At 56.7% G+C, this 24,694-nt stretch carries 24 protein-coding genes; 17 read left to right on the top strand and 7 right to left on the bottom strand.

What is annotated here, in order from left to right; translation table 11 throughout:
* Window positions 1–11: 11 nt before the first annotated feature.
* The gene (glgX, locus tag ACGY09_RS09460) at window positions 12–2,243 is read right to left on the bottom strand and encodes a glycogen debranching protein GlgX (protein ID WP_397571345.1); all 2,232 of its coding nucleotides are present in this window, start codon (window positions 2,241–2,243) and stop codon (window positions 12–14) included.
* Between the two features lie 325 nt (window positions 2,244–2,568).
* The gene (locus ACGY09_RS09455; RefSeq protein WP_397571344.1) at window positions 2,569–3,054 is read right to left on the bottom strand and encodes a DUF6194 family protein; all 486 of its coding nucleotides are present in this window, start codon (window positions 3,052–3,054) and stop codon (window positions 2,569–2,571) included.
* 233 nt (window positions 3,055–3,287) lie between these two features.
* Between ACGY09_RS09455 and ACGY09_RS09450 the strand changes: the two genes are divergently transcribed.
* The 8 genes from ACGY09_RS09450 to ACGY09_RS09415 all read left to right on the top strand — a co-directional run bounded on the left by ACGY09_RS09450 (window position 3,288) and on the right by ACGY09_RS09415 (window position 9,899).
* Window positions 3,288–3,635, top strand: coding sequence for a DUF2089 family protein (locus ACGY09_RS09450; RefSeq protein WP_397571343.1), 348 nt, complete (start codon window positions 3,288–3,290; stop codon window positions 3,633–3,635).
* The gene (locus ACGY09_RS09445; RefSeq protein WP_397571342.1) at window positions 3,586–4,428 is read left to right on the top strand and encodes a hypothetical protein; all 843 of its coding nucleotides are present in this window, start codon (window positions 3,586–3,588) and stop codon (window positions 4,426–4,428) included. Before ACGY09_RS09450 ends, ACGY09_RS09445 begins: the two co-directional genes overlap by 50 nt.
* 406 nt (window positions 4,429–4,834) lie before the next feature.
* Entirely contained in the window at window positions 4,835–5,350 is a 516-nt protein-coding gene (locus tag ACGY09_RS09440) for a hypothetical protein (RefSeq protein WP_397571341.1), read from the top strand.
* A gap of 321 nt (window positions 5,351–5,671) precedes the next feature.
* Entirely contained in the window at window positions 5,672–6,061 is a 390-nt protein-coding gene (locus ACGY09_RS09435; RefSeq protein ID WP_373650515.1) for an HU family DNA-binding protein, read from the top strand.
* Window positions 6,062–6,264: 203 nt separating this feature from the next.
* The gene (locus tag ACGY09_RS09430; protein ID WP_373650516.1) at window positions 6,265–6,486 is read left to right on the top strand and encodes a hypothetical protein; all 222 of its coding nucleotides are present in this window, start codon (window positions 6,265–6,267) and stop codon (window positions 6,484–6,486) included.
* 289 nt (window positions 6,487–6,775) lie between these two features.
* Window positions 6,776–7,738: a dihydroorotate dehydrogenase gene (locus ACGY09_RS09425; protein ID WP_397571340.1), complete on the top strand. Its 963-nt coding sequence runs from the start codon at window positions 6,776–6,778 to the stop codon at window positions 7,736–7,738.
* Between the two features lie 98 nt (window positions 7,739–7,836).
* Window positions 7,837–9,231: a (Fe-S)-binding protein gene (locus ACGY09_RS09420; protein WP_397571339.1), complete on the top strand. Its 1,395-nt coding sequence runs from the start codon at window positions 7,837–7,839 to the stop codon at window positions 9,229–9,231.
* 281 nt (window positions 9,232–9,512) lie between these two features.
* On the top strand, window positions 9,513–9,899 hold the full coding sequence (locus ACGY09_RS09415) for a GlsB/YeaQ/YmgE family stress response membrane protein (protein ID WP_373650519.1): 387 nt from the start codon (window positions 9,513–9,515) through the stop codon (window positions 9,897–9,899).
* A gap of 118 nt (window positions 9,900–10,017) precedes the next feature.
* Here ACGY09_RS09415 and ACGY09_RS09410 read toward each other — a convergent pair whose 3' ends face one another.
* Window positions 10,018–10,785, bottom strand: a complete 768-nt coding sequence (locus ACGY09_RS09410; RefSeq protein ID WP_397571338.1) for an SMP-30/gluconolactonase/LRE family protein — start codon at window positions 10,783–10,785, stop codon at window positions 10,018–10,020.
* Window positions 10,786–11,277: 492 nt separating this feature from the next.
* Between ACGY09_RS09410 and rbsK the strand changes: the two genes are divergently transcribed.
* The 4 genes from rbsK to ACGY09_RS09390 all read left to right on the top strand — a co-directional run bounded on the left by rbsK (window position 11,278) and on the right by ACGY09_RS09390 (window position 16,079).
* The gene (gene rbsK, locus ACGY09_RS09405; protein ID WP_397571337.1) at window positions 11,278–12,243 is read left to right on the top strand and encodes a ribokinase; all 966 of its coding nucleotides are present in this window, start codon (window positions 11,278–11,280) and stop codon (window positions 12,241–12,243) included.
* A gap of 363 nt (window positions 12,244–12,606) precedes the next feature.
* Window positions 12,607–14,022, top strand: a complete 1,416-nt coding sequence (locus tag ACGY09_RS09400) for a flagellar hook-basal body protein (RefSeq protein ID WP_397571336.1) — start codon at window positions 12,607–12,609, stop codon at window positions 14,020–14,022.
* Window positions 14,023–14,474: 452 nt separating this feature from the next.
* Entirely contained in the window at window positions 14,475–15,413 is a 939-nt protein-coding gene (locus tag ACGY09_RS09395) for an alpha/beta hydrolase (protein WP_397571335.1), read from the top strand.
* Between the two features lie 24 nt (window positions 15,414–15,437).
* Window positions 15,438–16,079 (top strand): adenylate kinase family protein, encoded by a 642-nt coding sequence (locus ACGY09_RS09390; protein ID WP_397571334.1) that lies wholly within the window; start codon window positions 15,438–15,440, stop codon window positions 16,077–16,079.
* Window positions 16,080–16,626: 547 nt separating this feature from the next.
* Here the strand turns inward: ACGY09_RS09390 and ACGY09_RS09385 are convergent.
* Genes ACGY09_RS09385 through ACGY09_RS09370 form a run of 4 tightly spaced genes read right to left on the bottom strand, consistent with a single transcriptional unit; the run spans window position 16,627 to window position 21,603 of the window.
* On the bottom strand, window positions 16,627–17,661 hold the full coding sequence (locus ACGY09_RS09385; RefSeq protein ID WP_397571333.1) for a sugar ABC transporter substrate-binding protein: 1,035 nt from the start codon (window positions 17,659–17,661) through the stop codon (window positions 16,627–16,629).
* 56 nt (window positions 17,662–17,717) lie between these two features.
* Window positions 17,718–19,385 carry an ABC1 kinase family protein gene (locus ACGY09_RS09380; RefSeq protein WP_373650526.1) on the bottom strand — a complete coding sequence of 556 codons (1,668 nt, stop codon included), beginning with the start codon at window positions 19,383–19,385 and terminating at the stop codon, window positions 17,718–17,720.
* A gap of 33 nt (window positions 19,386–19,418) precedes the next feature.
* The gene (leuD, locus tag ACGY09_RS09375) at window positions 19,419–20,012 is read right to left on the bottom strand and encodes a 3-isopropylmalate dehydratase small subunit (RefSeq protein ID WP_373650527.1); all 594 of its coding nucleotides are present in this window, start codon (window positions 20,010–20,012) and stop codon (window positions 19,419–19,421) included.
* A 43-nt stretch (window positions 20,013–20,055) separates the two neighbouring features.
* Entirely contained in the window at window positions 20,056–21,603 is a 1,548-nt protein-coding gene (locus ACGY09_RS09370) for an MFS transporter (protein WP_397571332.1), read from the bottom strand.
* Between the two features lie 303 nt (window positions 21,604–21,906).
* Between ACGY09_RS09370 and ACGY09_RS09365 the strand changes: the two genes are divergently transcribed.
* The 5 genes from ACGY09_RS09365 to atpF all read left to right on the top strand — a co-directional run bounded on the left by ACGY09_RS09365 (window position 21,907) and on the right by atpF (window position 24,688).
* A complete protein-coding gene (locus ACGY09_RS09365; protein WP_373650529.1) occupies window positions 21,907–22,143 on the top strand; it encodes an AtpZ/AtpI family protein in 237 nt (78 codons plus the stop codon).
* Window positions 22,144–22,164: 21 nt separating this feature from the next.
* Entirely contained in the window at window positions 22,165–22,554 is a 390-nt protein-coding gene (locus ACGY09_RS09360; protein WP_373650530.1) for a hypothetical protein, read from the top strand.
* 40 nt (window positions 22,555–22,594) lie between these two features.
* Entirely contained in the window at window positions 22,595–23,581 is a 987-nt protein-coding gene (gene atpB, locus ACGY09_RS09355) for a F0F1 ATP synthase subunit A (RefSeq protein ID WP_397571331.1), read from the top strand.
* 61 nt (window positions 23,582–23,642) lie between these two features.
* The gene (atpE, locus tag ACGY09_RS09350; RefSeq protein WP_373650532.1) at window positions 23,643–23,966 is read left to right on the top strand and encodes an ATP synthase F0 subunit C; all 324 of its coding nucleotides are present in this window, start codon (window positions 23,643–23,645) and stop codon (window positions 23,964–23,966) included.
* 47 nt (window positions 23,967–24,013) lie between these two features.
* The gene (atpF, locus tag ACGY09_RS09345; RefSeq protein WP_373650533.1) at window positions 24,014–24,688 is read left to right on the top strand and encodes a F0F1 ATP synthase subunit B; all 675 of its coding nucleotides are present in this window, start codon (window positions 24,014–24,016) and stop codon (window positions 24,686–24,688) included.
* Window positions 24,689–24,694: the final 6 nt, after the last annotated feature.

Raw genomic sequence — 24,694 nt, 5'->3', positions numbered from 1 at the left:
ACTTGCGCGGATCAGGGGTTTCCGGGGCGGAACAGGGGGAAGCGAATACGCTTCTGCCAGCGCTGGTCCCTCACGAATTGCCAGATCTGTGACTTGGCCCGATCGACGAAAGGTACTTTTGGACGATTCAGCCTGAGAACAGCCAGGGAATGACCTTCCAGTGGATACGGTTCCTGGAACGTCAGCCGCTTCAAGAGGGAATCGGTTGCCGTGTCGAGCAGGGGTTGCCAGAACTCATTCTCGGCGTGCGGGGGCATCAGGAAGGGGATCGAGTCGTTGTGCGAATTGAACAGGATGAGGAGCGTGTCCCCTGAGATGGGGCGCCCCTTTTCATTGATCTCGTCTTCCATCTCCCCTTCAAGTCGCATTCCAAGGCAACGGGTGTAGTCCTTGTTCCAGTCTTCATCCGTCATCTGCTGGCCAAGCGGAGTGAGCCAGACGACGTCCTTGACCAGCTCGCCGCGAATCATTCGTCCCTGAAAAAACTTTCGTCGCTGCAGGACGGGTTGCGACTTCCAGAGTCGAATGACTCGCTGCGTGAATTCCAGGAACCGTCTTTCTTCTTTCGTCAGTTTCCATCGCAGCCAACTGATCGGGTTGTCCTGACAGTAGGCGTTGTTGTTGCCACCTTGCGACTGACAGAATTCATCCCCGCTGCGAATCATGGCGACCCCCTGTGATATCAGGAGAGTGGTCATGAAATTTCGCTTCTGCTGTTCGCGAATTTTCAGTACTGCCGGGTCATCTGTGGGGCCCTCGGATCCACAGTTCCAGCTGATGTTGTGATTATCTCCGTCGTTATTGTTTTCGCCATTGGCTTCATTGTGCTTGTGGTTGTATGAAACCAGATCATGCAGTGAGAATCCGTCGTGAGACGTGACGAAGTTGATGCTCGCGTAGGGGCGGCGGCCTGTTGCTTCGTAGAGATCACTACTGCCGCACAGGCGTGTGGCGAACTCGCTGGCGGTGTGTCCGTCGCCGCGCCAAAACTTGCGCACGCAATCGCGATACTTTCCGTTCCACTCGGTCCACAGGACGGGGAAGTTCCCCACCTGGTAACCCCCCGGCCCGACGTCCCATGGTTCGGCAATTAACTTCACCTGGGACAGGATGGGGTCCTGGTGGATAATGTCGAAGAACGCCCCCAGCTTATCGACGTCATGAAGTTCACGTGCCAACGCCGCTGCCAGATCGAAGCGAAAACCGTCAACGTGCATTTCCTGCACCCAGTAACGCAGGCTGTCCATGATCAATTGCAGAACGCGGGGCGACTGCATGTTCAGGGTATTTCCGCAGCCGGTGTAGTCCTGGTAATAGCGGCGGGGGTCAGCGAGACGGTAATAGGAGGTGTTGTCGAGCCCTTTCAGGCACAGTGTCGGGCCTAGATGATTTCCTTCGCAGGTATGGTTGTAGACCACGTCAAGAATGACCTCAAAGCCATTTCGATGAAGCTGGCGAACCATCCGCTTGAATTCATTGACCGTCTGCTGCGGGTTCGGGATCGAGGCGAACCGCATCTCGGGCGCCAGGTACGCCAGCGTGTTGTAACCCCAGTAGTTTGTGAGTCCTCGATCGACCAGAAACCGTTCGTCGACATGGTGATGGACGGGCATCAGCTCGACCGCCGTCACTCCCAGGGACCGCAGATGTCGAAGCGTTCCTTCACACGCAACGCCGGCGTATTTTCCGCGGCTTTCGCGCGGGACCCAGGGGCTTTTGCACGTGAAGCCCTTGACGTGCATCTCATAGATGAGCGTTTTATGCCAGGGGGTCTTGGGGGGCTTGTCGCCGCCCCAGTTGAAGCGGGGATTGATGACGGCGGCGAGGGGGGCCGAATCCGCATTGTCGCGCTCATCAAAACTGAGATCACCAGCCGGATCGCCGATGTGGTAGCCGAACGCGGCGTCGTTCCAGATCAGGTCTCGTCCGATTCCCTTGGCGTAGGGGTCGAGCAGGACCTTGTTGGCATTAAACCGAAATCCCCGCTCGGGATCGTAGGGACCGTGGGCACGAAACCCGTAGAGCTGTCCCGGTCTGATGTCAGGAAGATATCCGTTCCAGACATGATCCGTCTGATCGGGAAGGGGGATCCGGGCCGACTCTTTTGTCGCGAGGGGAGAGTCGAAAAGACACAAATCAACCTGAGTCGCGTGTTCAGAGAACACCGCAAAATTGACCCCTTTGCCGTCCCAGGTGGCGCCAAGAGGTGCGGGGCGGCCAGGCCAAACTCGTTGATGTGCCATCCTGACAAAACTCTCCGTCTGGGCAAATCGTGTCGCAACGTCCAATTTTTTAAGAATAGTCTTCCGTAGTCCCTTCACGGAAGAGCGAAGATCGACTTTATCGCCGACGATCGAATTCTGTTGCGGAAGTCCGATGTCCATAAGTCAGCACTCCGCATTCGGGTGGTTTGGGCGGTTGGCGTCCATGTCGCTCATCAGCGGGGCGGTTCGAGATCTCTTATGATTTCGACTGTGATGCTGATTGTCGCAAATACGGTCCGATCGAGTCCTACCGTGATGATCATCGTCTTGAGTCTGCCGGGCCAAAGGATCAGGGGATATCCACTCAAGTCTGGCGAAAAGCTTTCAAAGACTTCAGGTACGCAGCAGCGATCAGTGGCTCAATGGTCTCGCGGAATGTCTCACGTGAGGGGTTGAGAATGCAGACCCAACCCTGGGCGGCGTAGACGGGGTGGGGCATAAGCCGATTCACTGCGGCAAAGTCTTCGGTTGCCGCAGGTGTGGTCGGTTCGCGGAACTTGTCTGTGGAGAGACCGAGGGCGCTGCGGAAATCGTCCTTTCCCAGTCCCAGGTTCAGGCGGAAGATTCCGGGGCGGTTGAGCTGCGAGAACTCATCGAACCCCGGGTAATCTTTCACGACGATGGTGGCGTAGGGGAACTGACGCTGCGAAGGGAGATTTCCATCAGGGTCGTAAATAAAAAAGCTATCGCCCCAGGCAGCTTCCGGTGCACCGCTTTCGCGTGACGCGACCAAGACTCGGGTCCCGGGACACTTCAACTCGATGAACTGTCTGATCGCTTGCGGATCCATCGCGCCTCGCAATTCAAAATGGGGGAATCACTACTCATGCGTCATGGAGTCAATCAGGGTGGTCGAGCAGGGCAACAATACCAGAAGCTCAATTCCAGACCAGCTCAAGCCTGCGCAGTGACAACGGAACCCGCCAGCCCCAACATCCTGCTGCGGGCTCTCATGGAAATAAAGTGCAAAAATTCTCAGAAAAATATTGAATATTATTGATCTAGAATGAATAATATTCAGTTATGAGCAATAAGAAGTGGATCGATCTGCTGGACGACGAAGATCTCGCTTTTCTGAAGCGTTTCGTGCTGGCGTCCGGCTCATTGAAAGAGATGGCGAAAGCATATTCCATCTCTTATCCCACTGTGCGACTCCGTCTGGACCGTCTGATCGCCAAGATTGAGGTCTTTGACAGCCAGTCACGGATGAGTGACTTCGAGCGAACATTGCGCGGACTTTTGATCGACGGAAAGATTGATCTCAGCACACTGAAGACCCTACTGGCCGCACACGCGAAAGAAAACGAGAAGGGGACGAATCATGTTTCTACGGATGATGTTAGTCGCGGTGCTTCTGCTGACTTGCCGTAATAGTGCCTCTGGTGAGGCCCCGACGGTGGAGCTCACTTTTGCGAGTCTGGAAGAGATGGGTCAGAACGCGGTTTCTTCGGCGGGACCGGCCAGTGAACCCGCCGTCATCGTTCTGGGTAGCGATCAGCCAAGCACAACACGGGTCGCCGTGTGTGAGTCACCGGGTATTCTCAATCATCAGTACGTCGTAAGGGGGCGAGTCAAGTACGAAGACGTCGCCGGGGATGGGTATCTCGAGCTGTTGAATGACTTTGGCTCGAACGGAGAGTTCTTTACGCGAACACTGTCAGCGACGGGGCCGATGTCAAAACTGACCGGTACATCGGATTGGCGCGAGTTTGAACTCCCATTCGATGGCAATCCGGGAAGGAAGCCACGGCGACTGACACTGCGCGTGGTGTTGCCCGGACAAGGGAAAGTCGCCATCGCGCAACCTCTGATGGTCCTTTCAGCGGGCCAGGCAGGGGATTGGTGGTCGATTCAGCAGGGAGGGTGGGTCGGGGGAATCGGTGGCATGCTTTTAGGCATCTTTGGCGGTCTGGCGGGACTGTCTGCACGGAGAAAGAGGAAACATCTAGCTGTGAGCATGTGTTCCACCGCGATCGCGTTCTCGCTGGTCTCACTGATCGCGGGAATCGCTGGTCTCGTGATGCGGCAACCGTTTCACGTTTTCTATCCACTGCTTTTAATCGGCGGGATTGGAGCGTTCGCAATCGGGCTGAACCTGCGAAATCTCTTGCAGCAGATCCGCTCTGAAGAACTTCGGAAGATCCAGGCGGCCGACGCCGTCTGACCGCGCGCCGTTTAATTTCGCGCGGACAAGCCTGGCGAGATCTCCTTCTCAGCATAGCTCTTCTCCCGCCTCACGCAGAGTTGAGGAGATCACGCCATTTCCAGAGTGTCGCACCCGGGTGACGAGACTCGCCACGACATTTGGCTCTCGCTCGTGGAACGAAGCGAGTTTCCCCTCACCGGCGGTTTTTGCCGGCGACTGGCGTTCTAAAAGGGGGATGGCTATTCTCACCCAATCCGTGTTGAAGTGTTCCAGCTGAAAGACAGCTATTCGGACAGGTAGCACCGCGAGGCGAAGGCGGCCACCGGTTGAGACCCTGTTTGGGCCTGATTGTGAAGTACACTTCCACAGGAACGTGATTTTCGTGGCTGATATTGACGCTTGGCGTCTAGAGGTTTTTCGAATCATGTTAACTCACAAGCCCCAGGCCATTTCGGGAGTCAGTCCGGATCACGAAACGGTGATCGAAGAGTTGTATCCGTCGATTGCTCATACTGCTGTGGGCGAACTGATTCATCGGATACTGAATTGCATTCCCACTCGCATCTGGGGAATGAAGGTTTCGAACATTCTGTTCGGATTGCCGCTGGCCCCGCTGGCTGCCTTGACCTACTTGTGGATGAAGGTCTTCGGTTCACGTTACGTTTTAACGAACCGAGTCGTAAAACGTGTCAAATCAATCGGTTACCGGCAGTTCGAATCGATTCCCCTTTCGCAGATCGTCACTGCGACAGTCGAGCCCGAGTCGGTGAGAGACTTTTACAAGACGGGCGACATTCGTCTTACCGGTGCCGGAGGCCAGCCACTTCTGGTGCTGGAAGGTGTCCCGCGCCCCGAACGGTTCTGCCAGGTCATTCAGGAGGCCTGTGATGCGAAGCGCCTCGTGGCCAGTTCCCTTGCGCGGATCAATGCACGACATTGAGATCCGCTGCGGTGGTTCGATTTGATCTAAGTGTTTTCCATATTTCTGTTTAGAGTGGACTCACGACTGTCTCTCCGAGAGCGCAAAGAGAACTTTGCCGATTGGAGCGGTTTTCCCAAAAGTTCCGGATGTCAGGTGCCGATATTGTCAGCGAGGGAAGAGTGCGCGTCGGCCTGCGGCGCTCAGTTTTCTCTTCGATCTGAATCGTCCAGACGAGGCGACTTGACATTAAGTCTTTCTTGGGTATACAGTTGAGTCTCATCAGCACCATCGAAAACTGTTCGACTGTTCCAAGTCGTCATTCTTCGGGAGACTCAGGTCATGACCAAGAAAGAAATTGTCAAAGAGATCTCAGAAGCCCTGGGGATGACTCAGCTCAAGACGAAAGAGATCGTCCAGAAAACGTTCGATGCGATCGTCAAGACGCTCGTCGCAGACGGGCGAATCGAGCTGCGGAACTTCGGAGTTTTTGAAGTCAAAAAGCGTGCGGCCCGGAAGGCGCGGAATCCACGAACTGGCGATAAGGTCTTCGTACCTGAGAAGTTCGTGGTGACGTTCAAGCCAGGCAAAGAGATGGAGGAAAAAGTCCGTCAATTGGAGATGGAGGCTGCGGCCAAAGCGGCCATTGAATCAGCCGACCATCACCAGCTCAACGGAGCGCCCGAACCAGTCACGATCGCCCCGGAACTCCCCACCAGCCTCCCTGAATGATCTCTTCTGCAGTTGCAGTGGCGGTCATTGCGTGGCAGGTGTGAAGTCGGTGTGATCGAGATATCACAAAGGCGTCATACCAGCGGATTGACTGCTGGTCGAAATACGGAAGTATCGATCACGGCACTGCACCTGTGAAAGATCTTATCGCAGACACATTGCGCGAACGAAACCGCCTGCGGGCGGTGGGCACGGAGGCCATCATGCGAAATCGGCTGTACATTGCATTGTTGCTGCTGGGTTGCAGCTTTGGGCAGATCGGCTGCATTGTCCCGATCTATTCGTCATCACCCGATGTTCGTGCCCGTCAGTTGATTTACGCCTCTGAAGGTTATCGGCACATTCCCGAAATCTGGGAACGTATCTGGTCGCTTGATATGCCAGACGTCGCGACTCCCTACCGTACTCACGGTGGTGTGATCTAGTTTTCTGATTAATGCGTTCGCAGATCGTTCCGGTTCGCTCTGGCGGCCCTGTACGGCCTATGATGCGGGTGTGAGATCCGCTGTGAGGAAACACCTTGCAGCGTGAAGTCTCCATTCGGGTCGTCGTTCGCTTTTGTTCCAGGAAATTCTCGCGCTCCGGGCTGCGTGAATGTCGTCACGGCGCAAGGGCGTGTACGATATTCACGTAATGACGGACAGGCAGGGTCGAGCAGCCAATGGGGCCGCAGTCGACGCGACTGGCCTGCGTCATCCAGAAGAGAATTGCCTCGTGCCGCGCCTTGATGTCCAACTCAATCGAATTCATCTGAAGAATCCAATCCTCGTGGCGTCCGGGACGTTTGGGTACGCACGCGAGATGGTGGCGTATGCTGACTTTTCCCAACTGGGAGGAGTCATTCCTAAAACCGTGACCCCCTTGCCCCGTCCCGGTAACCCGCCGCCGAGAACGGTCGAAACGACCTCGGGTTTGTTGAATTCGATTGGCCTGGACAACGATGGGTTGGATGTCTTCATCGCCAAGCACCTGTCTGCGCTGCTGGAGTTGGGGACTGCGGTGATTGCCAATATCGCCGGGAAGAACACCGGTGAATTCGTCGAGATGGCCCGCAAGCTGAATCAGTTCCCCAAGCTGGCGGCGCTCGAACTGAATATCTCATGCCCTAATGTTTCGGGCGGCGTTGACTATGGGACTAATCCCGCGATGACTGCTGAAGTGGTCTCGGCGGTTCGTAACGCCTGCGATCTTCCCATCATCGCCAAGCTCACCCCGAACGTAACGAATGTCGTCGAGATTGCTGCTGCCGCGAGCGATGCAGGGGCAGATGCTCTGTCACTCGTCAACACATTCCAGGGGTTTGCCGTCAACTGGCGGACGCGCCGACCGATTCTGGGAAATGGAATTGGCGGACTCAGCGGTCCCGCGATTAAACCTCTCGCACTGCGTGTTGTCTGGCAGGTGGCCCAGGCCGTGAAAACGCCGATCATCGGAATTGGCGGTATCCAGTCGATCGATGATGTCATGGACTTTCTTGTCTGTGGTGCGTCTGCCGTCCAGGTGGGAACCGCAAACTTCTATAACCCGACTCTCGCATCGAATCTGGTGAGCGACCTCGAGTCGATTCTGGAACATGAAGGGTGTGAATCGGTCAGCGACATAGTCGGAACGGTTCTCCCTTCGAAAGTTGCTCAGATGGCTTCACGGGTTTCGTGCGACGTCGCGAAGGCAACTTGACCGGTCCGCTCTATTAACCCGGGGCGTCGTTGCTACAATTCCCCTGCGGTTCTCCCTCAATTTTCGCTGCACTGCTTCGTCTCGGATATCCGTTCAGCATGACAGACATCGCTGCCTCGCCGAATCATTCGACTCAACTCCCCGTCCTCTCCAACGGTCCGGCCGCTTCGGATCAACCGCGAGTCGGGAGCGGGATTGACTACGAACGATTCCTCGACTGCGTTCATTGCGGTCTCTGTACCGCCGCATGTCCTACGTACCTCGAGACCGGGAACGAGAACGATAGTCCTCGCGGCCGTATCTACCTGATGCGAGCGGTGACCGATGGTCGTCTGGAGCTGACAGACACGGTCAAAGGACATCTCGATCTGTGTCTGGATTGCCGAAGTTGCGAGACGGCCTGTCCTTCGGGCGTGCAATACGGCCGGCTGATCGAGCCGTTTCGGGTTGAGATGCAGCAGCATGAAATGGCCAGGGCCGGCAAGAAAGGCTCGCAGGGTGACTGGTTCCAGAAGTGGATTCTGTACGGGCTGTTCCCGTATCCTTCGCGGCTACGCTGGGCACTGGCCCCGGCGAAGTTGATGCAGGTCCTGCACCTGGACCAATTTGCAGAGTGGACTGGACTGACGAAACTCTTGCCCGAGCGGTTGCGTCGCATGCAGCGACTACTTCCCCCCCTGAAACCACGCGAGCCCGGTCTTCCTGAGTTCCTGCCAGCCATTGGTCCGCGACGCGCTCGCGTGGCACTCTTCACCGGCTGTGTGGCGGATGCCATGTTCCACCATGTGAACTGGGCGACCGCGCGAGTTCTCCAGGCCAATGGGTGTGACGTTGTGATTCCCCGCAGCCAGGCTTGCTGCGGAGCAATCCATTATCACAGCGGAGCAGGGCAGCCTGCGCTGGATCTGGCGCGGACAAATTCGGGTGCATTCGCGGCCGAGGATCTCGATGCCGTCATCGTGAATGTCGCCGGTTGCGGTTCAATGTTGAAAGATTACGGTCATGTCGCTGCGGAAATGGCTCCGAATGATCCGGTGGTCGCTCAGGAACTGAATCGCTTTGTCGGCAAAGTGAAGGATATCAGCGAATTCCTGACCGCTCTGGGGCCGATTGCCCCCAAGGGCGAAGTCCGGATGAAGGCCACGTACCACGATGCCTGTCACTTGTGTCACGCCCAGAAGATCCGTGAGCAGCCACGCGAACTGTTGTCACTTGTTCCCGGACTGGAGCTGGTGCCGCTGAGCGAGTCCGAAATCTGTTGCGGTGCCGCAGGGAGTTATAACCTGACGGAAGGTGAAATGGCCGACCAGTTGGCCAGCCGCAAGATCAAGAATATCCTCGCAACAGGGGCCGAGACGGTCATTATGGGGAATGCCGGCTGCTCATTGCAGATCCAGGCCGCACTTCGACAGGCAAAAAGCCCTGTCTGGGTCGCTCACCCCATGGAGATTCTGGATCTGAGCTATTCCAGAGGGCAGCAAAAGTCGAACTGACCCCAACAGCCGTCCAGGTGGTGGGGTGAGTGGTCGTCGAACGGACGTAAGAGACTCCGTTCCTGCTCTGATCACCAGAACGCATCTCGCAACTCAGTCGTTACCCGGAACGCCGATCTTATCCGCTTTTGGTTGCGTGACGGGGTGGTGTGGGGCGACTTTGCGTTTTTTGGCGATTGTAGTGATGGATCGCGGCCTCATGTGTCGATGTCATTTCCCGGCGGAGGATGAGTCCATTTCGCATCCTCGTATTCGAACGCGAAAACGAAACGGACATGACCATGGCGGAACCGACCTTAGTCGCGACGATTGAATTGCTGGCGCAGGAAGCGCTGATGTGGATTGGGTTTGGAACGATCGTTGGTCTCAGCGCGAAAGCTCTGATGCCTGGACGGGATCCCGGCGGAGCGATTGGCACTATGCTGATGGGGATCGTAGGGAGTCTGATTGGCTGCAGCATCCTGCTGTTGTTCGACACCAGCTTTAAGATCACGCCCATCAGCCCGATTGGATTCGCGGCCGGGACGATCGGCGCGTTTCTGCTACTCTTCTTCTTCCGCCTGCTCTCAAACTCGTACGTCGTCGAGGCCGTCGACGGCAAGGTCTCGGGCCGGCCCGGAACCGTGGTCACGACGTATCACCGCCGGCGCACCCGCAAAGCGGCGTGATTCGTGGTGCGGTGGTGAGTCTGATAGTGGAGCCACCCGCGATCACGAATGCCGTGTTCCCGGGTGGACGAAGTGGAAAATCGCTCAAGCGGCGATTAATGCCCGGGAGCGTCGATCGCTACTGGGCTGGTGCGTCATCGACAACTGGTTCCAGTTTGCCTTCCGCAGTCCTCTGATAGACAGACTTCGTGTGTGGGTCGACAATCAGCAGGTTGCCCTTCCACCAGGCCAATCCTACCGGGTTCTTCAGCGGTTCACCTGCGAAGAACGGTTCAGGTTTCTCGCCCTGCTTCACTTTCCAGATCGTCTTGGCATAGCCGTCGGCGACGTAGCCTTCCCCTTCCTTGCCGAGCACGATGTGGTGCTGGAACTGGAACGGACGTCCTTCCGTAATGACCTCGCGCTGCATTCCGTCACTTGAGAGCCGGATCACAGCGTCTTTACCGTGTGAGACGATCCACAAGCGGCCTTCATCGTCGATGGTCATGCCCCGAGGGGCCGTCACTTCCGCGATGATGTTCGGCGTGCCCCCTTCTGCGGGAATTTTCACGATCCGCTGGATTTCAATGTCTCCGGCATAGATGGTTCCATCTTTGGCCACGGCGAGCGACATGGGAATTCCGACTCCCCCTTTGGTCAGCGGCTGAGGTTGAGCGGATTCATCGAACCGATAAATCTCTCGCGTGCTGGAATCTCCCGCCAGCAGTTTTCCCTGATGATCAATCGCCAGACATCGCACGGCATTGAGCGGCGTGCGAAACTTCTTTGATCCCTGAAAATAGATCGACCACTTCCCTTCTGAAAACTTCCAGATGCCGGGAAGTTCACGGTCGGCAACGTAGATCGTGTCATCTGCCGTGACCGCGACGGCCAGTGGGTAGAGCATTCCATCAGCCGCTCGCCCCGATTGCGTAAGTCCGCTGAGCAGGCACCACGACAATAAACACAAATACGCCGGGCGTAGAGACGTCAACATCGATTCAGGACCTATGCTAAAAAGCGTACGATGAGGAACGGTGCCATCCCGCATCCGGGAAAATGATCAGCATCTACCGTAGATCGGGAACTTGAAAAGATCAGCCGTCGCCAGCATGGCGATGATTCCGGGAATCACTCAACACAGTGACGCAGCGAAAAGTATAACGAGCGATGCCGAGATGTTGCCATTCAGGCAACTCCTCTGGCAAGACAAGCGGGAAGACAGACGCCCAGATTGCAGGTCAGAACGGGAAATGGGTCAGAGCTTCGAGACAGTCCAAACTGTGAGGGGCGGCCGGAGGATTGAGTCCGCTCCATTCACTTGCAGGGGGGAAGTCGGTACGTTTCCACCGGTTCCCCTTGTTTATTTTGACTCCACCTTCTCTGCAAAGTGTTCTCTATGAGCAGCGCGTCTGAGTCTGACGTCAGTTCACCCCGCATCGTCGTTGTCGGCTCCATTAATATGGATCTCGTCGCGCGGATGAGCCGTCTGCCACGGCCCGGTGAGACGGTGCTCGGTACCTCGTTCCAGACGATCCCGGGAGGAAAGGGTGCGAATCAGGCTGTTGCCGCTGCACGACTGGGGGCGAACGTCATGATGATCGGGTGTGTCGGCAAAGACGCGTTCGGCGATACGCTGCGGAGAAACCTGCAGGACGCGGGAGTCAATACGGTCCACGTACTGGATTCTCCGGATGTCTCCAGCGGCGTGGCATTGATCGGAGTCGACGATACGGGTGCCAACTCAATTGCCGTGGTTCCCGGTGCGAACGCATTGCTGACTCCTGAGGTGGTGGCGTCCCGTGAAGAGGTGATCGCGGGGGCACGTGCCCTGATCGTTCAACTGGAAACGCCGCTGGATGCAATCGCCAGTGCCATTCGACTGGCTCATCAGCACGGAGTGACAACGATCCTGGACCCGGCACCGGCGCCGGTCAATGCTCTTCCGGATGCCCTGCTGTCCGTTGATATTATCAGCCCCAATCAGACTGAGGCGGAAGTCCTCACGGGAGTCGTCGTCAATGACTGGGAATCGGCAAAACAGGCGGCAAGAGTCCTGCAGTCTCGCGGAGCGAAAGACGTCGTTCTCAAGATGGGCGAACTCGGGGCACTCGTGCAGTTAACGGGCGGATCGACCGAGCAGATCCCTGCACACAAAGCGAATATTGTGGATACGACGGCGGCAGGAGATGCGTTCACGGCGGCACTGACAGTGGCACTGTGCGAAGGAATGTCTCTCCCAGCGGCAACGCACTTCGCGTGTGCAGCAGGTACGCTAGCGTGTACCCGTTTTGGTGCTCAGCCAGCGATGCCCGTCCGGGCCGAACTGGAGGCATGGATGAAAACCGACGCCGCAGTGCGCTGAACACAATTCGACTCTGTCACCTGTCGGCTGTAAGTCCCGGACGCCGCAACGAAGAGTGCATATTGCTGAATTTTTGTAATTCCATTAACGTCTCGACCGTTGATGTTCTGAGTGACAGTGCGCGATTGTGCCTGGGTTTCGCCTCGCCTGGAGAATTTCGAGGTGAGGACCATCGAAGACGATGACTTCGATGGGATTGAATCCAGGACGATGAGGCCGGGATGCTCCAGAATTTTCGACGGTAACGGTGCAGAATACGGTTGCAGGAGTGGCAGCCGATGGATGCCGAACGGCAACAGGATCGTAGCAAAGGACTGAAGACGTCCTGAGACCGTGACAGGCAATCGCCAAAAGGAGTTGACGATGCAATGGGTGCGGAACACTGGTTTCGTGGTTTCGCTAGCAGTACTGGCATTTTTTGTCTGTTCTGTGGCGGTCCAGCGACAGTTTGAACGCTATTCGGAACCGTTCACGTCCGACCAGCCATTTGCAGCGCTCTCCGGACCTTTGCTGAAGTGTTCTGCCGAGGACTTCAGCGACATGGGAGATCTCGGCTTCCCTCGCTTCGCCGAACGGGTCGGTGCCGACTCTGACGTCGTTTCCGCACATCAGATTCAGGAGTGCGAAGGGCGCGACCTGACGATTCGTACGAGTGATCCCCCGACGGCTGTTCCCGCCCCTGTCGACGCATATCCCGTCGATGCGCCGGGCGAAGAAGATCTTTACGAGCAAACCGGGAACGAGGCCGTTCGCAGCGTGATCGAACGAGAACTCTCACACACGACAAGCGAAGAGCGGGACATCTGGTTTGAAGAATTGAAATCACTTCCCGCCGGGGTGGTGCGTGACCTGCTGCAGGTTCGAAAGCAGCTTCGCGCCCTGCCACAATTGCTCGGCGGTGCTCCCGAAAAGCTTGCCGCCGCCGTTCCACTGCGAGAAACCCGGACGGGCGACATCATTGCCGAACCGATCTCACAAAAAATTCGGTTCCAGTCCTCGCTGGATTCCTCGCCCACGGCGGCGATTGAAGCGGCGATTACGCAGCATCAGCACAATTTGACCAACTCGAAAACGCCGGGTTACAAGCGGATTCGTGTCACGCTGGTGGATTACTACCGGCAGAGGGCTTCAATTGAAGACGAGCAGGACGAAGAGGAGTCCACTCCCGCTGCTCGGGCGGGGATTCAAGGTCTCGGCTGTCGCATGTCTCCGCCCCAACTCGACTTGAAACAGGGGCTCTTAAAGAACACGGAACGACAACTGGACCTCGCCATCAGTGGCGAAGGCTTCTTCGTCGTGAAGCGCGGAGAAACCGAGTATTTGACGAGATGTGGTGCATTCACTCTCGACAGCAATCGTCAACTCTGTCTGCTCGTCTGTTCTGACTCGGTGTTACTCCAGCCGCCAATGACCGTCCCCGAAGACGTTCGTGAGATCCAGGTGAGTGCCGACGGCACCGTGTCGATTCTGAAGAACAGCGAAGCGACGCTGGTGATCATCGGCCGTCTGCATCTGGCCCGCGTTGCCAGCTCACCTCGATTGCTGCCGGCCGGACAGACACTGTATCTGCCCACCCGGGAATCCGGTCCGATTGTGGTCGAAGCTCCATTGTCGAATGGGATTGGGGAAATTCAGCAAGGGTACCTGGAACAGTCGAACGTCGACTTCGAGGCCGAACTGGAAGAAATCGAGGACTTGCAGATGATTCTGAAGTCGCTTCCCTATCCGGCGTCTCGGCCTGTAACGGCCAGCGGCACTCCGGCAGCTCCGACTCGCTAGAGCCCGCTGATGCGTTCCCCGCTCCATGAGTCGCACCCGAATCAATCGGAACTGTGACCGGAAGACAGCGACCCGATAACGGGGATTTGACGTTTGCGCACTGTCTGCGGGAAACTGTCTGTGGCGAGATTCCTGCGGTCAAAGTCGTCTGGCAGGTCGGTGTTCAGTGAGCCGCAGTGTCCTGCGGGCCGGGCCCTCGGATCTGGGTTCGTGCATAGAATCAGCCCGCTTCTGCGAATCGGGTAAACCCTGCGCATCACGTACTTTACAACGGTGTTGACGCTGTAAAGCAGGGGTCAGCACGGTAGGTCGCTTTCGGCCGATTGTTGGAACGGCCGACGCCGTATACATTGGTGCGGCATGTGGCCTGCTTGATCGGCCCTGCGCGGATGCTGATCGCTCTGTGGCGCCCGCCGAGAATTATCGCGCCATGATGATCTTTGAGAGAGACCATGCCTTTACATCCTGAAGCCGCTGCGTTCCTGGAACAAGTCGCCCGGCAGAAGGCCTACACGTTTGAGACTGTTCCCGTGGAAACCCTGCGTCGCGCGGCGGCACTGGGCTGTAAGGCCGGGACGAATTTGCCAGATCTTGCCAAGGTCGAGAACCTCACGATCGAGGGACCCCACGGAGACGCACTGCCGATCCGGGTGTATGTCCCGCAAGGTGACGGACCATTCGGTGTCTGCCTCTATTTTCACGGGGGGGGCTGGGTCCTGAACAACCTCGACACGCATGACGACCTGGTCCGGCATCTGACGGCCGAATCCGGCTGCATCTTCGTCAATGTCGACTACCGGCTGGCCCCCGAACACAAGTTTCCTGCTGCGATCGAAGATGCTTATGCCTCCCTGAAGTGGGTGCATGCGAACCCAGACCAGTTTGGCTGGGATCCCCATCGAATCGCCGTCGCCGGGGACAGTGCCGGAGCGAATCTGGCGGCTGTGGTCTGCCTGATGTCCCGAGACCGCGGTGGACCACCGGTTGCATTTCAGTCACTGATCTACCCGATTACGGACTGCGATTTCGAACGTCCCTCCTATCACGAGAATGCCGATGGGTATTTTCTGACGCGGAAAGAAATGGGGTGGTTCTGGGATCAGTACGTTTCCTCTGCAGCACAGCGGCAGGACCCCTACGCCTCGCCTTTGCGGGCGACAACATTGAAGGGGCTGCCACCCGCTTCGATCATCACCGCCGAGTACGATCCTCTGCGGGATGAGGGAGAAGCCTACGGGGCTGCCCTGCAGGCCGTGGGAATCCCTGTGACGCTGCACCGCTACGAGGGGATGATTCATGCGTTCTTACGCCGCGTTCAACAATTTGAAACCGCACGGGATGCGATCAAACGAATTGGACAACAGCTTCGCAACGCCATCGGAACGAAGTGATTTTCTGGACTAATTGGATTCGCAATGCATAAATACGTGATCATGGGAGCGCAAGGATGCGGCAAAGGGACCCAGGCTAAGCTCTTGAAGCAGGTTTTCGAGATGGTTCACATCTCGGTGGGCGATATTTTTCGATGGCACATTCAGTCGCACACCAAGCTGGGGGCTCGTATCAAGCGTTTGATCGCTGACGGGAGAATGATCGATGACGAGATTGTCGAGCAGATCATTCGGGAGCGTCTGGCCCAGCACGACTGGAACTACGGATTCATTCTCGATGGCTTTCCTCGCACGCTGACTCAGGCTGCCTTCTTCCTGGAAAGCTACGACATCGACGCCGTGATCCATATCGATGTTCCGGATGAAGTTGTGTTCGAACGCGTTCTTGCACGACGGCTGTGCAGCCAGTGCGGCCTCGACTACAACCTGATCCATCACCGACCCGCAACTCCAGATACATGTGACGTCTGCGGCGGGAAACTGGTCATTCGCAGCGACGACAACAAAGAAGGATTACAGCAGCGACTGCGTGACTATCGGACTCAGACCGAGCCCGTCCTGCAGCTGTTCGCGAAAAAAGAACTAGTGATCCAGACGGACGGAGCCCGCGATATCGACACGATCCAGCAGGATATTCGTTCGCAACTCGGCCTGCGTAAGGTCTGAGCGGACAATGCAACGTCCTGGGTGAAGTGGGTACGTGCGACGACACGCATGGATCCGTCCGGCGAAATCTCAAACGCACGCCGTCGCCGGCTGAGGATCCTTCCGAAGACGGATTGCGATCGAATCGTCGTCTTCATGCCACTGCTTCGAAGTCTTCGTAGAAGCAGTGTCTTATCATCTTCGCACGGGTGGATAGAGCACTGCATGCCCGAAGCCGGTCAGACAGGGGCATGAGCGTTCTTCCAATAACCGAGCATGCGAGCGTCGTTATGATCAGATCATTAGTCGTCATTCAGTGCTTCAAAATCTTCGGAGAATCAGTCTCTTCCGCATTCGCGCGGCGGGATAGAGCACTGCATGCCCGAAGCCGGTCATACAGTGGCATGTGAGCTTTCGCGATCTTTTCCAGGGGCTTGCTTCGGAACTTCATTCCGATTCATCCCAGCGAGGCGGTGACCCATGGGACAAACGTCTCGCTGGCCCCGTCCAACCATTGTGTTCGGCGGATCACCAAACAAGTCAAACCAGACAAGTGCGACGATGCAGGTTACACCATGCAGTGCAGCGGGTCGGCCAGGTAATACATCGCCTGCAGGGCCTGCGGATCATCCATTGTGACCAGCGGTCCCGGCGTGATGATCTCCAGCGGAACGGAATCGACCGATTCCTTGTTGCGTGCGATGAAGTGGCCAAGGAACAGCGCTGTCTGGTGGATCCGGCAGACGGGGTTCACCGCAGAAGCGGCGAGTGTCCCCGCCCTGATGGCGTCGAGTCCATCCTTCTGGCCATCGACCGCGACGACGATCATCTTTTCGTGAATCGTCCCCTTCAGTGCCGGGATGGCGCCCAGGGCCATGTCGTCACTATGGAAGAACGCACCGGCGATCGGTGTCGTCTCCTGCTGAAGCAAGGCTTCGAAGGTGTTCCGGGCTTTTTCCTTTTTCCAGTCGCACCAGCGAACGCCCCCACCGACAACTTCGACATCCGGAAACTTTTCCACGATGTTCTCAAAGCCCCGGCGTCGACCCTGCGCTCCGCTGTGTCCATCCAGGCCCCCGATGTGGATGACTTTCCCGCGTCCACCAATCTTCTTCATCAGGTAGCCGACGCTTTTCTCGGCCATGTCAACATGATCCGGCATGACCTCGCACCAGACCCCGGTGTTGCGCATTTTGTCCATGTCAACCAGCAACGTGTCCATCGAGATGACCGGAATCCCACGGTCCCTGAGTCGTTTGACTGGCTCAGCCAGCGAATCAATCTGCACGGCCTGAAAGCAGCAGAAATCCCAATCCCGGCCGGTGAGCGAATCAATCTTGTCACGTTGCCGGCCGGGATCGAATTCGCCATCGAACCATTCGATTTCGATATTCAGCAGGCGTCCCCAAAGTTCAGCGGTTTTCTTGCCGAGTTCGCACCAGGTGCTTTGCAGTCCCGCATTGGAAAACGCCGCTCGCAATGGTCTTGCACCGTCTCCTGCGGGAGCGACCCCTGATGCGGCACAGCCCGCCAGAGACAGTCCCATGAGTCCGGTCGATCCGATGGCGAGCGATTCCAGAAAGTCACGACGTGATGCAGACATGGTAGTTCTCCCGGGTGAAGTGTTCTGAAGGAGAGCAGTTCTACACTTTTGCCCGTCTAAAGTCGTCCGCTGCGGAAAATTCCGTAGATCAGCCAGATGGCCAGCAGACTGGAAAGGAGATAGATCGGCATGGTGACCCAGATGGTGCTCGCCCCTTTTGAGATAATCAGGGCCGAAGCGACAATCAGGGCTGCAATCACCATTCCGACGACCAGCCGGTTACTTGAGCGTTCCAATTCGAGGATGAAGTGATCCAGATTCCGATGTTCGAGCTGAATACGTAAGTCGTCGGTGCTGAGCTTGTGCAGCGTGCGGCTCAGTTGGCTTGGAAGATCGTGCACGCAGTGCCACATGTGCTGAGCGTCGGCGTAGACACGCTGTGCCATCTGCGCGGGCGAATAGCGCTCACGCACAGACCGTTCGACGAAGGGCTCCAGATGTGTTGCCAGGTTGAATTCCGGGTCCAGGGTGCGGCCGACTCCTTCCAGGGTCACAAGGCAGCGGATCAGCAGCATCAGGCTGCCCGGACAGCGAATCCCGTGGTTCGTCAGGATCGCCACGAAGTCTGACAGGACGGAAGCCACTTTCAGATGAGCCAGGTCGATGCCGTAGTAGTTCGAGATGAAATCACGGACATCGATTTGCAGCAGCGCCCGGTCCACCTCCATGTGTGGTTCGCCGATTGCCAGAATCAGCTTGATGGCGGAATTGACGTCCTGACGAATGATTGCCAGCAGCAGATCCAGAAGCTGCTCGCGAGTTCTTCCGTCGATCATCCCGATCATGCCGTAGTCGAGCAGGCACAGTGTCCCATCTCGCAGAATTCGGATATTGCCTGGATGGGGATCGCCGTGGAAGACACCGAACTGGAAGGCCTGCTTCATGAAAATACGGGCGCCGTTGGCTGCGATGTCCGCGGGACCCCACTTCGAATCGGTCAGCATCGTGAGCTGGTCAATTTTCAGGCCATCGACAAACTCCATGGTGAGCACTGCGGAGGTGCTCAGGTCGCCGTAGACCCGAGGAACATACAGGGTCGCATCGTCCTCGAACAACCGGCTGAACTCGAGCATGGTTCGACCTTCACGATCGAAGTTGAGTTCACGGCGAATCGAACGTGAGAAGTGTTTGACGAGACCCGTCGGATCAAAGATGCGTGTTTCCGGAACATTCCGCTCGAGCAGAATGGCCAGTTCGTGCATCAGCAGAAGATCACGCTCGACATCACGCACCGCGTTCGGCCGACGGATTTTCACTGCCAGAGGAGTTCCGTCAAAATGGACTGCGGTGTGGACCTGTCCCAGAGACCCCGCGGCGAGTGGCGTTCGGTTGAATTCGGCGTACAGGGTGTCGACAGGACGGCCCAGTTCACTTTCAATCTGGGCGACCGCTTCTTCGGAGGAAAAGGGTGGAACACCCTCCTGGAGCTTTTGGAGTTCGAGCAGCATCTCTCGCGGGACAAGGTCCGGACGAGTGCTCATGACCTGGCCGAACTTGATAAAAGTCGGACCAAGCGTTTCGAGCGTCATTCTGATCCGCTCGACCTGCTTCAGGTGCTTGATCGGTTCAACCGGTTTCCGGCTGAACAGACGGCACCAGCGATACCAGACCGTCCGCAACCCAATGCGGTCGACGAGATCGCCGAAGCCGTGATTCAGCAGAACAGTGACAATTTCACTGGTTCGTCCGAGATTACGGAGCAGCCGAAAAGGATTGGCTTCCACAGGGATGCTCCGTTACTCGTGACAGACGACAACTCAGGCCTTAAAGGAATTCATGTAGGGCAACTGCGCAGAGGACGACTTCACGGCGTCAGCTCCTTCGAGAAGTTGACCGAGAAAGTCCCAGTTGCCCGTGGTCAGTGAGGATCTTGCACTTTCGAGGATCGTCACGGGGAACGTCAGGTCCCCTGCCTGGATCTGCTTAGCCATCAGGTCCACCTTGATCAACTGCACGGGGTTGTCCGCCACCATGCGATTCAGTCGATCCAGGTCGGCACGAGCAGCACAGACACAGGGGATGCCCAGAGTCGTGCAGTTACCGAAGAAAATCTCGGCAAAGGATTCGGCGATAATCGCCTTGATTCCCCAGCGCATCAGAGCCTGTGGAGCGTGCTCACGGGAAGAGCCACAGCCAAAGTTGCGACCACTGATCAGGACTGAGCCTGACTTGTATCGTGGATCGTCAAATGGGTGGGACTTGTCCTGCAATCGATCGTCTTCAAAGGCATGCTCGCCAAGTCCGTCGAACGTAACGCACCGCAGGAAGCGGGCAGGAATGATGCGATCGGTATCAATGTCGTCGAGCAGCAACGGAACACCGGTTCCCGTTACCTGAGTAATGCTTTTCATAATCGTTTCCAGTCAATGAAGAGGCTATTCGCAGAATATCAGATCAGTCGTGCTCGGGCTTCGGTTCTGGCAGGAAGCACGACAGAATGAGATTGAGGAGGAACAACGTGCCAGCCACCCCCGCAGCGACATAGGCGGTCTTGGCTTCCGGTGATGCTCCGGGAACAAATGATTGAAGTGCAAGATATTGCGTGACGGCGGCGAATGGCGTTCCAATCATCCGGCCGCCAATGTTCGCGGCGAAGCTCTCACCAGTGCCACGCAGGTGCATCGGATAGGCATGCGGCAGGTAGTTACCCCAGAAGCTGAACTGGGCTACGGTGAAGAATCCGGCAAGGAAAATCCCGATTCCCAGCAACGAGATATGTAATCCGTGGAACCCGGGGATCCAACTGATATCGGCGCTGAAGAAAGTCGTGTCTTTCCCTTGAGAGAACGCGATGAAGATCAGCGGCGTGAGGATCAGTCCTGGAATCAGGAAGACACGGAGCAGGTTCCTGCGGCTGGCGAAGACGACCACAAGCGCTGCCAGGGCAAAACGGCCGACAAGACCTCCAATTTCCTGGGCCTTCGTGTACTCGGCGGCTTTCTCCTGGCGAGCCTTGCCGGCGGCTTGACCAGCGGCTGCCTTGGCTTTATCCGCGGCGTCCTCCTGGCCTGCTGCGCTGGCAAGGGCTTTTTCTTTTGCCGCGCTGGCGCGTGTCTCCATTTCTGCTTTCACGGCATCGATTCCACCGACGATCTGTGGCATCTGCTGAATCGCACCGAAAGCGACTCCGTAGCTGCAGGCAAACATGGCGGTCGTCACGAGAGTCGTGGTTCGCAGTTCGGCAGAGAACAGCTCAGCAATACTGGGGCGACGCAGTGTTCCAGCAGCTTTCTTCTGGGCCCACTTGGGGGACTCGGGAAGAAATGGGCGGATGATGATCAGAGGGATGGCCGGAATAATACCGGACATCAGCGTGTATCTCCATGCGGCGTGTGGATCAGCGATTTCCCCACCGAACAGATTTAAGAATCCAGGCAAAACGATCTGCGGCAACTTGCCGGCGTAGACAAGAATCAGTCCGTTAGCAATCGCGACCAGCAATCCCCCAATGGACGAGAACGCCTGGGTATAGCCAAGTACCTTTTCGCGCTGTGTCGGGTTGTCGAAAAGTTCTGCCAGCCAGGCGACAGCGGCCACGAACTCGATACAGACACCGATGAACGTCGTCGTGCGGAAGAAAAGCAGCATTGGCAAGTTGGTTGAATATCCCGCTGCAAATGCGGAGAACGCGTAGAGCAGGATACTCCAGGTTAAGACACGGCGGCGGCCAAGCCGGTCTGTCAGATAACCACCCAGCAGGCCGAAGATCCCCCCGCAAACGGCAGGAACATAGAACAGCAAGCCGAACCAGAACGCGAAGAGTTCTTTATTGGCGGGTGTAATATTGCCGAGCTCTTTCAACGCAGGCGCAATGACGAGCGGCAGCATCAAGAGTTCGTAGATATCGAATGCGAATCCAATTGCCGCGATAATACAGATCAGCCATTGCGTACTGGTCAGTCGAAGCGGCTCAGCAGAAGTAGACGGGGCGGGAGCGGACATGAAAACTCCTCAGAGGGTGTCTCTCGGCAGGATGGAACGGCAGGGACGCGGAACCCAGAGTTTAAGCCCTGCGCGCTTCACCCACAACTAAGACGCGATGTAAGGACCAAACAGGCCAGACAAGGCGCCCGATAATCGTCAGGAGCGGAATCGCGGCTTGCCGACTTTGGCTATCGTCGCGATTGCGATGCCTCAAAAATGAGAATTCTCCTGACACGAAACCACTTGCTTTGACAGGCGAATTCCACATGGATAGGATTCCGACTTTCTGAACGAACCTTAAGCCGTTGCTGAGGCTGGCAGATGACGCAGAGCGATAATGATCGCGATGGTCGCAGTGCAGTTGCTCGGGGTTACGTTCTGGCGACGAGGGTGACGTCCATCGGGATGCAGATGGCATTTCCTTCGTTAGTCGGCTGGTGGCTGGATACTCAGTTCAATACGGGTCCGTGGTTGCTGGTGCTGGGTGCCGCTCTCGGTTTTGCTGTATCGATGCTCGAGTTGCTTCGGCTGGTGAAGGATATGAATTCCAGGGTCTGAAGTCTGGGGAGAAGGAATAGCGTGAGGGGTGACCTGCGTTCCCTGCTCTGGCGTCAGGCTTTGTTCACGCTGGTGATGGTTGGGCTGAGCGGTCTTGCTGCCGCGGTTGCATTTCAATGGGTCGGTCCCAAGGGTGTTGAAGGGGTTGTGATCTCCGGGTTACTGTGCCTGATTCCCGGTTGGCTCACAATTCTCATCGGTGGGCTCGTCAAGCAGGGGTCGCTTGCTGTTTATCTCGTCCTCGTGGCGATGATGAATCGAATGATCTTCGTGCTGGTGGGTGTGTTGGCGGTTAAGAATCTGCGGCCGGATCTAGGCTTCTACGAGTTTACGATCTGGTTGCTGACTGCATATATGGTGGCGCTGGCTTTGGAGACGTGGCTGGTCTTGTCACCCTCCAGTTCCGGTTGAGTCTGGCAGCTTGTGCCTTTTTGTAGGTTTGGCAGCGGATATGGATCCATTTCATCACGTACGAGACGGTCAAGTCTGGGAATTGCCCCGGTTTGTTCTCGATCTGCTTGGTCGCGGTGAGCACTTGGTGCTCCCGGGGCGATGGACCAAGTATATGGTCTTGCAGATCGTGGCTGCCGTTCTGGTCTTTCTTGTGTTCCGGGGGCTCGCTGGACGGGTCAAGAACGGTACGCCAGTTAAGGGTGGCTTCTGGAACTTCTGGGAAATGCTGGCACTGTATGTTCGTGACGAGATCGTCCGACCATCGATTGGCTACCCCCACGACGATCATCATGATGATCACGGCAACGCAGATCATGCTCATGCGGATCACGGAAATTCTCACTCTTCACACGGCAGTCCGGCGGTCGTACTGAGTCAGTCACACTCCGGTGCTGACGCAGTACTCGCGGGTGGTCATGTCGCCTTGACCCCTTCGGGCTATGCGGCGGTTGATGTCAGTCATCCTGCCGATAAGTTTCTGCCCTATGTCTGGAGTGTCTTTTTCTACATTCTGTTCTGTAACCTGCTCGGGGCGATCCCGTTGCTCGGTTCACCGACGGCCGATATTAATGTCACGGGAATGCTTGCTGCGGTGACATTCCTGCATGTGGTCTTTTTCGGTTCTCAAAAGTCAGGCTTCGGTGGCTTCCTGAAGTCACTTGTGCCTCATATGGACCTGCCCGGTCCGATCGCGATCATCCTGTTGCCGTTGATCTGGATCATCGAAGCAGGTGGTCTGCTGATCAAGCACGGTGTTCTGGCTGTTCGATTGTTTGCGAACATCATGGCCGGTCACACAGTGCTGGGTGTCTTCCTGGGCTTTATTGCAGTCGTGGATGGGTTCTTGTGGAACCTGGTCACGCCTGCCAGTATCCTCGCTCAGGTGGGTGTCGGTTTGCTGGAACTGTTCGTGGCGTTCCTTCAAGCCTATGTGTTTGCTTTGTTGACGTCGTTATTCATCAGTGCGGCAGTGAATCCTCACTAATGTTTTCGGTTTGCCAAATGTCTTTGGGTTTGTCCCAAGTTTCCCGGTCAGGAGAGTTAACGTGAGTCAGAATCTGCGAGTGTTGTGCTACGGTATCGCTTTGGTTTTCGCTTTCGCCGCGCCCGCTTTCGCCGCTGAAGGTGGTGCTGGTGGAATTCACTTTTCCGCTGCTTTCGGTGCCGCTGTTGTGATCTGTGGTGCTGCTTACGGTATCGGCCGTATCGGTGTTGCCGCTGTCGAAGGGATGGCTCGTCAGCCAGAAGTCGCTGGCAGCATCCAGACCGCCATGATCATTGCAGCCGCTCTGATCGAAGGTGCGACGTTCTTCGCCCTGATCGTCTGCATGCTCAACAACACTGGCTACCGTCCTTACATCGCTCAGTGATGCTTGTCCCTATCGTCCGTACTGTTTCTTGTCTGAGAGTTCTGGGTATGTTTCGGATCATCTCGCAATTTGTTGCTGTGGCCATGGTGTGCGTTGCGTTGCATGCACCTCAGGTTGCATTCGCGGCGGATCCTGTCCATGCGGATGCACATGGAGACGCGGCGCATACTCCTGACGGTGCCCATGGTGACGCACACGCTGAGGGCGGGCACGGGGAGCACGGCGGGTTGCCAATGACATTCAGCAAGGATCTTGCTTTTTTCTCATTGATTACCTTTGCCGTTTACCTGGTCGTGCTTCGAGTCGGTGCCTGGGGGCCACTCAGGGCAGGTTTGAGCGAGCGGGAACGAGGCATTCAGCAGAACATTGCTGACGCCGAAGTATCTCGCACCAAAGCCGAGGCACTGCTCAAAGAACACGAACTGAAGCTTGCCAAGGTGCAGGAAGAAGTCCGTGAGATCCTGGCGGAAGCCCGCCGGGATGCCGAGCACACCAAGCAAGAGATTCTGGCAACGGCCCAGAAGGAAGCAGACGCTTCGCGGCAGCGGGCGATTGCTGACATCGAGCGATCACGCGATCAGGCGTTGACGGAATTGTTTGACTTCGTGTCAACCAACGTCGTCAACGCAACCGAGAATGTGATTGGTCGGAGCCTTTCTGGCGATGACCATGATCGTCTCGTGAAAGAAGCACTGTCACAAATTAATGTTCGGCGGAACTAGGGAGTC

The sequence above is a fragment of the Schlesneria sphaerica genome (assembly GCF_044336245.1).
Lineage (GTDB): Bacteria > Planctomycetota > Planctomycetia > Planctomycetales > Planctomycetaceae > Schlesneria > Schlesneria sphaerica.
Note: the sequence above shows the minus strand (reverse complement) of the source record. Positions and strands in the feature narration are given on the sequence as shown.

What these genes read in the sequence shown, in the direction of transcription:
- glgX (WP_397571345.1), bottom strand. Translation starts at nt 2,243, where the DNA reads ATGGCACATCAACGAGTTTGGCCTGGCCGCCCCGCACCTCTTGGCGCC.
- ACGY09_RS09455 (WP_397571344.1), bottom strand. Translation starts at nt 3,054, where the DNA reads ATGGATCCGCAAGCGATCAGACAGTTCATCGAGTTGAAGTGTCCCGGG.
- ACGY09_RS09450 (WP_397571343.1), top strand. Translation starts at nt 3,288, where the DNA reads ATGAGCAATAAGAAGTGGATCGATCTGCTGGACGACGAAGATCTCGCT.
- ACGY09_RS09445 (WP_397571342.1), top strand. Translation starts at nt 3,586, where the DNA reads ATGTTTCTACGGATGATGTTAGTCGCGGTGCTTCTGCTGACTTGCCGT.
- ACGY09_RS09440 (WP_397571341.1), top strand. Translation starts at nt 4,835, where the DNA reads ATGTTAACTCACAAGCCCCAGGCCATTTCGGGAGTCAGTCCGGATCAC.
- ACGY09_RS09435 (WP_373650515.1), top strand. Translation starts at nt 5,672, where the DNA reads ATGACCAAGAAAGAAATTGTCAAAGAGATCTCAGAAGCCCTGGGGATG.
- ACGY09_RS09430 (WP_373650516.1), top strand. Translation starts at nt 6,265, where the DNA reads ATGCGAAATCGGCTGTACATTGCATTGTTGCTGCTGGGTTGCAGCTTT.
- ACGY09_RS09420 (WP_397571339.1), top strand. Translation starts at nt 7,837, where the DNA reads ATGACAGACATCGCTGCCTCGCCGAATCATTCGACTCAACTCCCCGTC.
- ACGY09_RS09415 (WP_373650519.1), top strand. Translation starts at nt 9,513, where the DNA reads ATGGCGGAACCGACCTTAGTCGCGACGATTGAATTGCTGGCGCAGGAA.
- ACGY09_RS09410 (WP_397571338.1), bottom strand. Translation starts at nt 10,785, where the DNA reads ATGCTCTACCCACTGGCCGTCGCGGTCACGGCAGATGACACGATCTAC.
- rbsK (WP_397571337.1), top strand. Translation starts at nt 11,278, where the DNA reads ATGAGCAGCGCGTCTGAGTCTGACGTCAGTTCACCCCGCATCGTCGTT.
- ACGY09_RS09400 (WP_397571336.1), top strand. Translation starts at nt 12,607, where the DNA reads ATGCAATGGGTGCGGAACACTGGTTTCGTGGTTTCGCTAGCAGTACTG.
- ACGY09_RS09395 (WP_397571335.1), top strand. Translation starts at nt 14,475, where the DNA reads ATGCCTTTACATCCTGAAGCCGCTGCGTTCCTGGAACAAGTCGCCCGG.
- ACGY09_RS09390 (WP_397571334.1), top strand. Translation starts at nt 15,438, where the DNA reads ATGCATAAATACGTGATCATGGGAGCGCAAGGATGCGGCAAAGGGACC.
- ACGY09_RS09385 (WP_397571333.1), bottom strand. Translation starts at nt 17,661, where the DNA reads ATGTCTGCATCACGTCGTGACTTTCTGGAATCGCTCGCCATCGGATCG.
- leuD (WP_373650527.1), bottom strand. Translation starts at nt 20,012, where the DNA reads ATGAAAAGCATTACTCAGGTAACGGGAACCGGTGTTCCGTTGCTGCTC.
- ACGY09_RS09370 (WP_397571332.1), bottom strand. Translation starts at nt 21,603, where the DNA reads ATGTCCGCTCCCGCCCCGTCTACTTCTGCTGAGCCGCTTCGACTGACC.
- ACGY09_RS09365 (WP_373650529.1), top strand. Translation starts at nt 21,907, where the DNA reads ATGACGCAGAGCGATAATGATCGCGATGGTCGCAGTGCAGTTGCTCGG.
- atpB (WP_397571331.1), top strand. Translation starts at nt 22,595, where the DNA reads ATGGATCCATTTCATCACGTACGAGACGGTCAAGTCTGGGAATTGCCC.
- atpF (WP_373650533.1), top strand. Translation starts at nt 24,014, where the DNA reads ATGTTTCGGATCATCTCGCAATTTGTTGCTGTGGCCATGGTGTGCGTT.